We start from the raw sequence: 12632 nt of genomic DNA, 5'->3' as shown, positions 1-12632 counted from the left end.
GCTCCAGCGCCGGGCGCCCGCCGCGCACCCATGGGCGCGATGGGGATACCGGCGATGGAACGGGCACAGGTCCCGGCGCTCACGGAGTTGTGAAACACCATGAGCACCAGCGAAACCTGCAAGGTGGCCGGCGGGCCCAGAGCAGGATGCCGCGCCCCGGCCGCGATCTCGATGTGCTTCTTGAACCGCTTCAGGTCTCCGGTGATCCGTCGCTTGACTCAAGGAGTCGCCCGGACGCTCCTGGACGCGCGGCCCGGGCCGAATCCATCCATCCCGCCGGAGACTGCCCGACCTGGCCGCGCCAACGACACTTCGTTCGGGCTCACTTGCCGTCGCCCGCTCGCCCGCGCTGGATCAGGTCGGCCACGGCTGTCGGGCGACCCAGGTAGGGCGAGTGGCCGGTGTCCCACACTTCCGCGCGAGAGCAGCGCCCGGCGAAGCGGTCCGGAAGCGGAGTCGCGATGGTTCGGTCTCGCTGCCCGCGAAGGTAGATCGACGGGGTGTCCCGCCAACTCACGTGAGTGGGCGTGGCGTCGAAGATCGACGGAGGTTCCGGACGCAGCAACTCCACCGCACGCGTGGCCGCCGGTTCGTCTACGTCGTCGTAGAGCTTCGCCCGGGCGTCTTCCGGGTCCAGGCAAAGCCGCCCGTCCCCGTCCGGCAGCACGAGCAGCCCCTCGCCGGGCTCGCCAGGGGTCTCCGCGAGTACTTTGGCGGGAGATTCACCGACGTCGAGGATCCAGCTGTTGAGGAAGATCAACGCGGCAGCGCCACGCACCGTCCCAGCGATGACGCCCCCGAACGAGTGTCCCACCACCACCGACGGCCCCGACGAGCCCGAGACGATGGCCTCGACTTTCGCGGTGCTCTCGGCGAGCGACAGCTCGTGGAGGTCGGGCGCCTCCACGGACAGATCCCGGGCGCGCAGCAGATCGGCAAGTTCGGCGTAGTGAGCGGGTTGATGCCAGGCTCCGTGAAGGATGATCACGTTAGTCATTTGTGCACATTACCGCCTATCACCCGGTCGACGTGGGCTGCACCGAATACCTCCCCGATGCAGCACGCTTCGACATGCCCGCCGGCCGGATTCGGGTCCGAGCCTCTCGGCGGAACCTGGCTGCTGCCGTCCACGCGGGCATCGAATCCGACGAGGTACCCGGGACCACCGAGCAGCTTCGACTGCAAGCATGGCCCGCCCCGTTCACCGCGCCGCACATCATCAAGCGGTGGGCACAACCCGCCACGTAGGTCGCCTCACGAGTCGGTCGTGTGCACCGTGTCATCGCGCACCAAGTACACCCCCGGCATCCGGTCTCCCACACGAACGTCGCCACCGCGACCGTCGCCAAGCCGCGGTTCCTGCTCGTACAGAACGTCGCTCAACACGCCGTGGCACGGGTCCCTTGTCGGCGCTCCACAGCCTTGGCCCAGGCGGCTCGATCTCCAGCGGCGCCGGCACGGTCAAGAGCACCGGCGCGCCGCCGTGTTGCCCGCCCGGAGGTGACACCCAGGCGTGCCGAGCACGCTTGCCTCATCGGGCCCGGCGATGGTCCTGACACCCAGCATGCCCGGTCTTGTGCGAACGGTCTGTACCCGCCGGGGCGGAGGGGTTCCCCTCCGCCCCGGCGGCTGTGTAGGTCAGCCCTTGGGGCGGCGGTGGCAAGTCGCCGCCCGAGCGGAGCATCATCGTGAGGCCGGCTGCCGCTTCGGGCCACCTCCGTGCAGGCCGGGCTTCGTCGCTCGGGAAGCGATGCGAAAACAAGAGCATGCGCATGAGCACGATCGACCCGGATACACGGCGGAACCCCGTTCCGGGTAGGTGCCGGGGCTGATGCGCCGTGTCGGTCATCCATCGGCGGCTGCCGGTTCGATGTCGGTGGCTTGTCGGCGAGGCACGGCACTGTTCCGGAGACGACCGCCCGGAGCTCACTGGGCGGCCCCGATCCTCAGGAGCCACGATGCACATGCCCGTCACGATCATCGGCGCAGGACTCGGCGGACTCACTCTGGCCCGCGTCCTGCACGTCCACGGAATCCCTGTCACGGTCTACGAGGCGGATTCCTCCCCGACGGTGCGCACGCAGGGCGGGATGCTCGACATCCACGACTACAACGGACAGCTCGCCCTCAAGGCGGCCGGCCTGATGGACGAGTTCCACGCCATCGTCCTGCACGGCCGCCAGGCGCTTCGGGTTCTCGACCCGGACGGGACCGTCATGCTCGACAAGGCCGACGACGGCACGGGCGGACGCCCCGAGGTGCAGCGCGGCGCGTTACGACAGATCCTGCTCGACTCCCTCCCGGCCGACACCGTCCGATGGGGGCACAAGGCCGGCAGCACCCGCGCCCTCAGCTCGGGCCACCACGAGGTGACGTTCGCCGACGGCTCCACCGTCGTCGCCGGCCTGCTGGTCGGCGCGGACGGCGCCTGGTCGCGGATCCGGCCACTGCTCACCACCGCCACACCCGAGTACGCCGGCACGTCGGTCGTCGAGACCTACCTGTTCCACGCCGACACCCGCCACCCGGCCGCCGCGAAAGCGGTCGGTGGCGGCATGCTGTTGGCCCCCTCACCGGGCAAGGAGATTTTCGCTCACCGGGAGAGCGGCGACACCCTGCACACCTACGTGGCGTTGAGCAGGCCTCAGGAGTGGTTCGCCGCCATTGACTTCACCGATGCCACTGCGGCCTCCGCTCGGGTCGCGCGCGAGTTTGACGGCTGGGCGCCGGAACTCACCGCGCTGATCACCGACGGCGACACGGCGCCGGTCCTGCGCCCCCAGTACGCTCTGCCGATCGGGCACCGGTGGGACCGGGTGCCGGGGGTCACCCTGCTCGGCGATGCCGCCCACCTCGCGCCCCCGAACGGCGACGGCGCCAACCTGGCCATGCTCGACGGTGCCGAACTCGGCGAGGCCCTCGCAGCGCACCCCGACGATGTCGAGGCCGCGCTCACCGAGTACGAGCAGGCCATGTTCCCCCGCAGCGCGGAGGTCACCACTTTCGAAGGTGGAGAGGTTCCGGGGATCGACTCCGAGCGCAACACGGCCCAGGGCCTGATCAACATGATCACCGAGAAGAATCAATGAGCCACTCGGTCCCCTGATCTGATGCTCCCCTCCGTCGCTCAAAGTCCAGGCGGCGATGGCTCCCGAGATCATCGACATTGATCATGGGCACGAGCGATGAACCGAATCCCTCCCGAAGTCGTTGGCAAATGGGGTCTGGCATAGATGTTGGGGACCGCCGGCCATACGCCGACGCCTGTGACGGTGGGGTGTGGAGTGTGGATCATCCTCGTGGCGAAGGAGACACTCTGCTTCAGCTCTGGCGCGGCGGGGCCGGGCGGGGCGGCGGACAGGTCGTCCGGCGACGGTCTGCGTGGGACGGTCGCCGGACGGGGCCGATAGGGGTCCGGCCGGTCAGGGGGCAATCAGCGGGGCCGTTTCCCCCGACGGGCGTGGGCCGCTCGCCGGTGGAGTAGCGGATCAAATCGACCGCCTGGCGAATCAGCCAGTAACCAATAGATTCCAACGGACGCGCTCTATGAGACCTCCGCCAGAGGGAGATCGTCAACCCTGCCGCGTTGGCTGAGATCAGCCTGTTACGTTTCGCAGATCCCCAAGGGGCAGCGGGGCCGCCAACTATCGCCATGGCCAATCTCAATACGTCTGACGCCTCGCCTGAAGCCCGATGAGCAGGGTATGTTCGAACAGAATCCAACGCACCTGCCCCTCAGGACACAGCACGGAAGAGAGGCGACCTGAGCGCGCGACGAGCCCGTACGCCCCGGACCCAAGGCTCGGGCTGCCCTGCACACCCGGCTCGCGCCGACCACAACGCCCTTGTGATGATCTCCGTGTCCCGCCAGGTCACAGATCCCGAGCAAAGACTTCCGGACACTTCATGCTGCGGCGGGGCCGCATGTCGCCGCGGAAAGCCTTCACCCACAGACCGATACCCCAGGCCGGCAAGGAGGACAAGAAGCCCCCGGATCGGCGCGCCTCAACCCGGCCACCGAAGGCCCACATCCTCCGACGCAGCGTCAACTGACTTGCAACTCACCGTAGTTGGCGATTCGTTACAGAACAGCCGGCCGTCTTCGCTGGTTCTCCTTCATTACTGCACAGTATGGTCTGCGCAGCTCTAGTCACCGGGGAAACCCGAAAGGTCGCTCTCGGCAGGTCGGTCCCGTGCCGACGGAGCCCGAGAGGGCATGCGCCATAGCTGTGAGGGGGATTCGGCGGCGGCGCGGGCGTGCCAGCCAGCCGGCCAGCCACGATCTGTCCCGCGATGCCGGTGAACAGGTCGCGGGGCAGTCCGATCGTGCGGACGGCGAGGAGCTTGTCCGTCTCTGCGAGGATCGACTGCAGACTGGCACCGGCCGGGCGCTCTTTGATCGTCCTCAGCAGTGGTGGATCGTTTCCTTCCGTTCCGTCCGGAGGGGCGTCCTTGTACCGGTCCCCCCGGGCGGCCACCAGGGAAACGATTCGCTTGGTGCTTTCGGGGGTCGGCGACGGCGTGCTGCGGCAAACTCGTCTACAACCGGTACGTCCTGCCCGCCTTCCGCCGCGTCTGAGCCCACAGCAGGACGCTCCCCGCCGGCGGACACCCCACCAGGAGGCCGCAGGGGCCGCTCCCAACGCATCCGGCCTTCGGGTCCCGATGCCTGCCTCACCCGGGACGGCCCATCAGCACGCCGCGGCATGTCCCAGGCCTCTCCCGGCCCCTGCGTCAGGCACTGCTGCCACCGTGCCCGCTCGGGCAGGCGGGTGCACCACCCGACGTCGCAATCCTCGGCCGTGCCGTGGGACGACCGCCACTCATGGCCCAAACTGGCCGCCGCGCGGGCGTGGCAGGGGATCCATGGGGGCCCCTCTGCGCCCCTGCGGCAGATCGCCGCCCTGACCGGGCCCTCGGTCCGTGGCTCACCAACGTTCGCCGATCCGGCGGACCGGGCAAAGGCCCCGCCCGCGCCTGCCGGCGGGCAGTACGGCGAGGAGCCGCTCGGTGTCGAGTTCGTCGGCGAGGTGGCGCAGCATGGCGGCGACGGTGGCGCGCGGGAGGTTCGATCGGACGTCGGCGGGGCCCTGGTTCGGGAGGGTGACGATCAGGCGGTGTGTGTCGAGGGAAGCGAGGGTGACAACGTCGAGTGTGGCGATGTCGGGTGTGCGGGTCACGGGGGGCAGGGCTCCTTTGTCTGGGATCGAGGTACTGCTCATACGCGCGGCCTTGGCGAGGGCTGCGGCTGGAGTGGCGGATATGAGCTGTTGTGCGGGGCTGGTGCGCTCCGGCTACTCGCTGTCGAAGGCCGCTCCTGGTCCTCGGGAGTGTGGGGCCGGCGGCGGGCGGAACACAGCGTCGGTGGGATGCGAAGCGGGTCAGGAGTCGGTGGGGGTGATGACGATGTCCCGTTTGAGGATCTTCCCGGTCGGCCCCTTCGGGAGTTCATCGGTGAGCTCGACGATCCGCGGGTACTTGTACGCGGCCATCTGTGCCTTCACGTGGTCGCGGATCTCCTCGGCCGTGGCCTGCCCTTCGTGCTTGAGGACCACCACCGCTGCGATCTCCTCCCCCAGCCTCGGGTCCGGTATGCCGACGACGGCGGCTTCGGCGACCGCCGGGTGCTGGTAGAGGATCTCCTCGACCTCACGTGGGTAGACGTTGTAGCCACCGCGGATGATCATGTCTTTCGCCCGGTCGACGATGAAGTAGTAGCCGTCCTCGTCGACGCGGGCGAGGTCACCTGTGTGGAACCAGCCGTCGCGGATCGTCTCCGCGGTGGCGCGCGGCCGTCTGTGGTATCCGGCCATGACGTTCTCGCCCCGGATCGCGATCTCGCCGACCTCGCCGGGCCCGGTTGTCGTCCCGTCCTCGTTGACCAGACGCAGTTCGACGCCGCGCACGGGCAGGCCGACGGAGCCGGGCTTGCGTGGACGGTCCGGCATGTTGAAGGCCGCCACGGGAGACGTCTCGGACAAGCCGTACCCTTCGAGCACGTCAACGCCGAAACGCTGTTCGAAGCCGTGTAGCACCTCGATCGGAAGCGACGCGCCACCGGAGACGGCGAGGCGCAGGTGCGGGGCGTCGAAGCCGTCGGGAAGCTCGACGTGCACGAGCGCGGCGTACATGGTCGGGACGCCGAGGAGGACGGTGACAGCGTCCCTCTGGATGGTCTCCAGCGCCGCTGCCGGATGGAATCGGGTGAGGAGGCTCAGCGTGGCCCCCGCCGCCACGGCCGTGTTGAGGCCGCAGGTCTGACCGAAGGCGTGAAACAGGGGCAGGCCGCCGAAGAGCACGTCGCCGGGGCCGACGTGGAAGAGGGTCTCCACGGCAGTGGCGGTGTTGGTGAGGAGGTTGCGGTGCGTCAGTTCTGCGCCCTTCGGCGTGCCGGTGGTGCCTGAGGTGTAGAGGATCACCGCGAGGTCGGTGTCCTGTGCGTCGAAGACGGCGCCAAGCGGCTTGGTGCGGTCGATCAGAGCGTCGAAGCCGTCCGGATCGAGGACCAGGCAGTCGATTTCGGTAGGCGCGGCCGCCTCGGCCGTCTCCGCCGCCGACATCGGGGAAGTCAGCGCCATCCGGGCGCCGGCGTCGCGCAGAATGAAGCCGATCTCCGAGGCCTTGAGCAGTGGGTTCATCGGCACGACGACGGCGCCCGCGCGAAGAATGCCGTAGTAGGCGATGGGAAAGTGCGGGACGTTGGGTGTGATGACAGCCACCCGGTCGCCCGGGCGTACGCCGCGGTCCTGCAACAGCGCGGCGGTCCGTGCCGTCAGGTCGTCAAGTTGGGCGTAGGTCAGTGTGGTGGACTCGTGCCGTATGGCGATCCGATCACCGTGAGCCGACGCGGAGCCCGTCAACAGGGTGGCGATATTGGTCATGACGGTTCCTCTGGGTTCGGGTGTGCGAGGCGTATCGAGCGGGAGGTCGATGTCGGGCGGGTTGTCCTGCGGCGGATCGGCTTACCGCGGGGATGCGGGACTGCTGGAGCGAGTTGGGCCACGGTCACGGCGGCCTGCGGGGGCCGCGTGCATGGGCGCCGACGAGGCCTTGCGGCGCCCATTCGGTCGGGGGCGGCGCAGGCTCCGCAGTCGCCTCGACGCCGGCCCCGTTGTGGGGAAGACCGCCGACGAGCAGCAGGATCGCGAGTGTCGACCAGATGAGGGTGGCCCGCCACGCCGATCTGAAGGTCTGGGCCGTCCTGCCGAATGCTGCGGGAACCGTCAGGTCGTACCCGGCGACGCCGGTGAGGACGCCGACGTATGCGAGGTTCGTGAGGAGGCCGATGCCGATGGCAGCCGGTCGAGCCGCCCTGCCCGGGACATCGGTGAGGTGGCGGGCGGATGGTCTCGGTCAGGACGAGGTGGTGGCCACGAGGGGTGCTCTTTTGTCAGAGTCGGCGGGTTGGCGGATGACGGGCAGGACGAGGTGGGAGGGGTGGTCGACGTCGTGGTGGATGAGGTCGCGGCCCGCCTTGTGGCCGTAGTAGTGGTGGAACAGGCCGTCGGCGACCGCCGAGTCGCCGTTGGCGATCTCCAGGCGGATTCGGCTGCCCTTGGGGAAGAGGTAGGAGGTCGGCCAGACCTCGATCTCATAGCGGACGACGGTTCCCGGCTCGATCGGCTGGGGCGGGTGGGCGCGGTGGGATGCTTTCAGCCAGCCGCGGCTGACCATGGCGGAGGGCGGCGGTACGTTCTTCGCGACCCTGCGCATGAGGGTCTCCTTGAGCTTGGGCACGGCCTTCTGCTCGGAGATCTTGACGTGGAAGTCGGTGTCGGTCTGGTCGGACTCCGCCCACAGCACCAGGGTGATCTGCCCGGTGACCTCGGTGTCATGTTCCAGGGGCGCGGTGGTGAAGGTGAGGACGCCCCGGGTGGGTTGTGGGATGCCTTCGGTGATGACGGTGGTGCCCACCGTCCACTCGGGGTTGGGGTAGTCGTAGGCGGTTGCCGTCCGGGTCGACCGGGCGGGCGGGGTGGTCGTGAGGCTGCCGTCGTTCAGTGAGAGGACGGCGTGTGCGGGTGCGGGGTCCAGGTAGAGGGTGGTCGGCACGGCGCGCCGGGGTGGCCATTCGGATTCCTCTCGCGGCGGTCGCCCGGAGTTGGCGACCTGGATGAGGACCGCAGGGCCGTCCATGACCCCGTTGTCGACGCCCTTGAGCCAGTGGTCGTACCAGGGACGGATGTACGCATCGAGGAAATCGGTCTGGTAGTAGCGCTCGTGGCTGTCGGTGCCGGCGAGTACGACGAGGCGCTTGTCAGTGCCCTTGAGTCTTTCGTGTCCGTCGAGTTGACCGCGCAAGTGCAGGCCGACGCTGTACCACCAGGCGATGTTGAGCACCGGGACGTCGATGTCCTCCACCTTCACCGACCGCTGCTCCCACCAGTCATCGAAGACGGGCCGGTCCAGGGCCATGCCGATGAGGTCGGTGGTGATGCCGCCGGGCCGGGGCGGAGTGCCGCCGCCGATCGTGGCGCCGGCGCGGAGGTGGTCGGTCGACCAGAAGTTGAGGAACCCCATGGAGTAGACCCCGCCGTGGTAGACCGCGTCGTGATAGAGGTCCGTGAACCCGCTGTAGATCAGCGCGCAGGTCAGGTGCGGCGGACGCTGCGCGGCGGCCAGCCACTGGTTCACGCTGTAGGCGCTCTCCCCGATCATCGACACCTTCCCGGTTGACCACGGGCGGGAGGCTATCCACTCGATGGTGTCGTGGAAGTCGCGCTGCTCGGCGGGACCGAACAGCTCGAACCGCCCCTCGGAACCGCCGGTGCCTCGCTGGTCACCGACCACGACGGCGTAACCGTGGCCGGTCCAGTAGTCGAGGGGACCGGTCTCGATGAACCGGAACATCGACACCGCCGGCAGGTACAGCAGGTCCTTCTGGTACGGCGCCACCGCGTACAGAGCGGGGAACGGGCCATCCCCTTCCGGGAGGTACACATCAGCGCAGATCCGGACGCCATCAGAGGCGGTGATCCACTCGTTCTTCATCGTACGCATGACCAACTCCTAATTTCCTCATGCGTGGAAACTAATTTCAACGTATGCTGAAACTCTCGCCGAGGGGAAGCCCCCTCTCCCAACCGTTACGGAAGGTGATGCGGTGTGACTGGTCGAGGCCCTCGGGGTGAACGCGGAGAGCAGGCGGACAAGATCGTCGCCGCCGCCCGCAGATCCTTCGCCACCCGCGGCTACGCCGCGACCTCACTGCGGTCGGTCGCCCAGGAGGCCGGCGTCGACCCCGGCTTGGTGAACTACTACTTCCGTACCAAGACAGGGCTGTTGGAAGAGGTGATGCAACCCCCCGAGGCGTTCGGCGCAGCCGTGGCCGCCGCCGCCGAACAGCCCATGGAGCACCGCGGCCACGCCTTCGTGCAGGCCACCCTGAATCTGTGGGAGGACCCCGTCCCCGCCGAGATCCTGCGCTCCATCATCCTCACCGCCGCCCAGGAACCGGTCGCCCTGCAACGCCTGCGGGAGTTGTTCTCCGAACTCGTGCTGGCCGTCGTCTCCCACAGCCTGCCCGACGCCGAGCGCAACCTGCGGGCCAGCCTCATCGCCACCCAGATCGTCGGCATGGTCATGAACCGCTACATCTGGCAGGTCGGCGCCATCGCCACCCTCCCCGCCGACTCGGTCACAGACCTCCTCGCCCCCACCATCCAGCACTACCTCGCCGACCCCCTGCCCCCGACCCTCGGCGGTGCCCGGAACCTGGGCTGACCCGATCGGTCCGGCGAGTCCACCAACGGTTCTCCGGTTCTCCGGGAAGCCCGCCGGCGCGCGGCACGGGTTCCCGGCACCGGTGAGCTGTCGTAGGTATCACCAGATCGTGGCGCGGAAACGGACACGGGAACTGGTGGGACAACCACTGATCTTCCCCGGTGTGGCGGTGTTGACTTCAGCCGACTCTCCCGTCATTGCACCGCAGGTCGATTCCTCCCGTCGGCGTGCCTCAACTTCCTCAAGGGGTAGGTACGTTGAAGATTTCCGCACCACGCAGAGCCGGGCTCGTGCTCGGTTCCGCCGCCGCGCTCGTGGCCGGGCTGTGCCTGGCCCCGGCGGCCCAGGCGGCACCGGATCCGACCGTCTCGTTCGCCGGGGCGAGCGCCGTCCCGCTGCCGGCCGGTTCCGGGAAGGGCACCGCGCCCGCGCTCGGTGACCTGAACGGCGACGGCAAGGCGGACCTCGTCACCCCGGTCCGGGGATCGAACACCTTGGTCGCCGCTCTAGGCGACGGCAAGGGGGGCTTTGGCCCTGGTGTCTCGTTCGGCCTCGACACCGGCACCTACCCCACGGCTGTCGCCCTCGCCGACCTCAACGGCGACGGCAGGCTGGACGCGGTCGTCGCCGCGGCCACCACCGGGCGGCCCACCCAGCACGGCACGGAGAGCATGGGCAGCATCGTCGAGCTGCTCGGCGACGGCAAGGGCGGGTTCGCTCCAGCCACCTCCTACTTCGCGCCGGCGCCGCCACCACCCTCCGGGCACGCCTCCCCGCCCTGTGGAGCCTCATGCTCACGGGCCTCGTGCTCGGCATGGCGCCGGGCGCGCGGGCAGCGCCCTCTCCCTCTCCGACCGGCGCGCCATCCGCTTCGGACGCGCCTTTCGGCGTCCAGGCCGGGCTGTACGGCCTGACGACGCTGACCGGCGGGCACTTCGGCTACGCGCTGAAGGCCGGTTCCCGGATCGAGGACTCGGCGGTCATCTACAACCAGAGTGATCAGGTACGGGTCTTCCATGTCTACGCGGCGGATGTCTCCAACGCCGTCGGGGGTGGTCTGGCTCCCGCCCAGGAAGGCCAGAGGATGACGGCCGTGGGGGCCTGGCTGAAGCCGGACTCCGAGGCCACCGTCACCGTCCAGCCCAAGAGCCGCCAGTCCGTCAGGTTCGCCCTGGCCGTCCCGGAGGGAACGCCGCCGGGCAGCTACACGGGCAGCCTGGTCACCGCGCTGCGGACCCCGGCGGTCAGCGGCGGGGTGAACACCGAGACCCGCATCGCCCGTCTCGTTCAGGTCACCGTCCCCGGCACCGCCGACCTGCGGGTCTCCCTCACCACGCTGGAGCACCGACCGGTCGGCGGCGGTGAGGAGTTCACGGTGACCGTGCGCAACACGGGCAACGTCCTCTACATCTTCACCGGCGTCCTGAACATCCGGGGAGGCTCCCCTCGGACCGTGCCACTCGCCCCCTCGGGGATCTACGTGATCCCGGGCGGCACCGCCACCGTCACCGGCCGGTTCACCGGGCTCCCCGCCCTCGGCCGCCGCGAGGTCACCGCCAGAGTGACCGCGACCGTCCCCGGCGGCGCTGCCAAGACGGTGGACAGCGATACGGTCCGGCTGTCCTACTTCCCCTGGCTCCTGGCCGTCCTGATCGGCTCCGCCGTCGTGCTGCTCGTCCTCGTGCTCGTCCTGACGCGCGTGCGGTGGCGGGCCTGGCTTCGGCGGCGCAGCGCTGAACGTGCGGCGCTTCGTTCGCTGCGTCGTGAGCTGCGCGATGGACACCCGGCCACGAAGGAAGCCCACCAGCCCGCTTCCGGCAAGGCAGATGGCGGATAGGAGTCAGGTGCGTGTCGGGCCCCGTGCCGGCCCCGGTACGGAGGTGCGTTGGTCGAACGGGTCGGCGCGAGGGTCCTGCGGGTATGGGCGCAGCCGGCTGGTGGTCGAGGTCGCCGGGCCGGTGGAGTTGGTGAGATTGAGGCCGTCGCCGCGGGCGGTGATCTCGTGCCGGCCGATGCGCCGAGTGTCGTGGTGCGTGACGACGTGGAGCGGTCTAGAAGGGGAGTCCGACCAGGCCCCATCCGCGGGCGCCGGCCTCCGTGGCCACGTCGCCCCATTCGCGCAACAGCGCCGCGGCGGCGTCGAAGCCGGCGGGCCGGCCCGCCCAGCCGGCGGCCTCGGCTTCGAAGGGCCCGCGCAGTTCCTCCAGCCGGGTCGCGGCCACCTGCCAGGAGCGGACCAGCTCCGACACCTCGTCGGGGGCGCTGAGCAGGAGCACCCGGGGGCGCCACGGAGCGGGGTCGTCGGGGAAGCCGCGCGCGGCGGGCCGTTCCTCCTCCGCGGGGGCCGTGGGGTCCGTCCCAGTGAGGTCGTCCGGGTCGTCCCAGAACAGGCCGCGCAGGAAGTGGTCCAGGGCGTCTCGTAGTTCGGGTGCCATCGAGGTCCGGACGTCCTGCCAGGCATTGCCCAATCGGGGGTGCCAGCCGTAGGAACCGGTGGTTCCGTGGAACCGGTACTCGGCGCACCAAGTCACCTGCCGCTGCCACACCCAGCCGCCCGTCACGGCGTAGTCGGCGTCCTCGCACGCTTCGCAGCAGAAGTCGGGGCAGGCGGCATCGCCCAGTACGTTCACCCTGTCGTCCGGCGGTATCCGCGCCAGGTGCTCCCAGTCGACCATGAGCACGGTGATGTCGAGTCCCATCGGGACAGGCTAGACGGCGCCCCTGGCGGGCCGGGAGGCCCTCCGCATCCCCTCAGGCTCGGTCGAGCGGCCGGACACCTCCTCCTCTGCCCCGCCCATGCCTCCGTACGGCCCTGGACGCGGCCCTGCCCAGGGACCGGTATGCCGCGGACCAGGGGCATGAGGGCCCACCGTGCCGACGCCGGCCACAGCCCTGAGGCCTCACGTTTT

8 protein-coding genes are annotated in these 12632 nt (G+C 69.5%); 3 read left to right on the top strand and 5 right to left on the bottom strand.

Features of this window, described 5'->3' with window-relative positions:
• Positions 1-322 precede the first annotated feature (322 nt).
• Positions 323-997: an alpha/beta hydrolase gene (locus OHA84_RS35210; RefSeq protein ID WP_266967575.1), complete on the bottom strand. Its 675-nt coding sequence runs from the start codon at positions 995-997 to the stop codon at positions 323-325.
• A 961-nt stretch (positions 998-1958) separates the two neighbouring features.
• Between OHA84_RS35210 and OHA84_RS35205 the strand changes: the two genes are divergently transcribed.
• Positions 1959-3089 carry an NAD(P)/FAD-dependent oxidoreductase gene (locus OHA84_RS35205; RefSeq protein WP_266967577.1) on the top strand — a complete coding sequence of 377 codons (1131 nt, stop codon included), beginning with the start codon at positions 1959-1961 and terminating at the stop codon, positions 3087-3089.
• A gap of 1839 nt (positions 3090-4928) precedes the next feature.
• Here OHA84_RS35205 and OHA84_RS35200 read toward each other — a convergent pair.
• From OHA84_RS35200 to OHA84_RS35190, 3 genes are all read right to left on the bottom strand, one after another.
• Positions 4929-5180 carry a hypothetical protein gene (locus tag OHA84_RS35200; RefSeq protein ID WP_266967579.1) on the bottom strand — a complete coding sequence of 84 codons (252 nt, stop codon included), beginning with the start codon at positions 5178-5180 and terminating at the stop codon, positions 4929-4931.
• A 201-nt stretch (positions 5181-5381) separates the two neighbouring features.
• The gene (locus OHA84_RS35195) at positions 5382-6881 is read right to left on the bottom strand and encodes a long-chain fatty acid--CoA ligase (RefSeq protein WP_266967581.1); all 1500 of its coding nucleotides are present in this window, start codon (positions 6879-6881) and stop codon (positions 5382-5384) included.
• Positions 6882-7353: 472 nt separating this feature from the next.
• The gene (locus OHA84_RS35190; protein WP_266967583.1) at positions 7354-9000 is read right to left on the bottom strand and encodes a CocE/NonD family hydrolase; all 1647 of its coding nucleotides are present in this window, start codon (positions 8998-9000) and stop codon (positions 7354-7356) included.
• 105 nt (positions 9001-9105) lie between these two features.
• On the opposite strand from OHA84_RS35190, the gene OHA84_RS35185 reads away from it, so the two are divergent.
• Together OHA84_RS35185 and OHA84_RS35180 are read left to right on the top strand one after the other, a co-directional pair.
• Positions 9106-9723 carry a TetR family transcriptional regulator gene (locus tag OHA84_RS35185; protein ID WP_266967585.1) on the top strand — a complete coding sequence of 206 codons (618 nt, stop codon included), beginning with the start codon at positions 9106-9108 and terminating at the stop codon, positions 9721-9723.
• Positions 9724-9980: 257 nt separating this feature from the next.
• Entirely contained in the window at positions 9981-10637 is a 657-nt protein-coding gene (locus OHA84_RS35180; protein ID WP_266967587.1) for a VCBS repeat-containing protein, read from the top strand.
• Positions 10638-11774: 1137 nt separating this feature from the next.
• On the opposite strand, the gene OHA84_RS35175 is transcribed toward OHA84_RS35180, so the two are convergent.
• The gene (locus OHA84_RS35175; RefSeq protein WP_266967589.1) at positions 11775-12422 is read right to left on the bottom strand and encodes a hypothetical protein; all 648 of its coding nucleotides are present in this window, start codon (positions 12420-12422) and stop codon (positions 11775-11777) included.
• Between the last annotated feature and the right edge of the window lie 210 nt (positions 12423-12632).

Source organism: Streptomyces sp. NBC_00513, from assembly GCF_041431415.1.
In the GTDB taxonomy this organism is placed as follows: domain Bacteria; phylum Actinomycetota; class Actinomycetes; order Streptomycetales; family Streptomycetaceae; genus Streptomyces.
The sequence above is the reverse complement of the archived record's forward strand: the minus strand, read 5'-3'. Positions and strand labels throughout refer to the sequence as shown.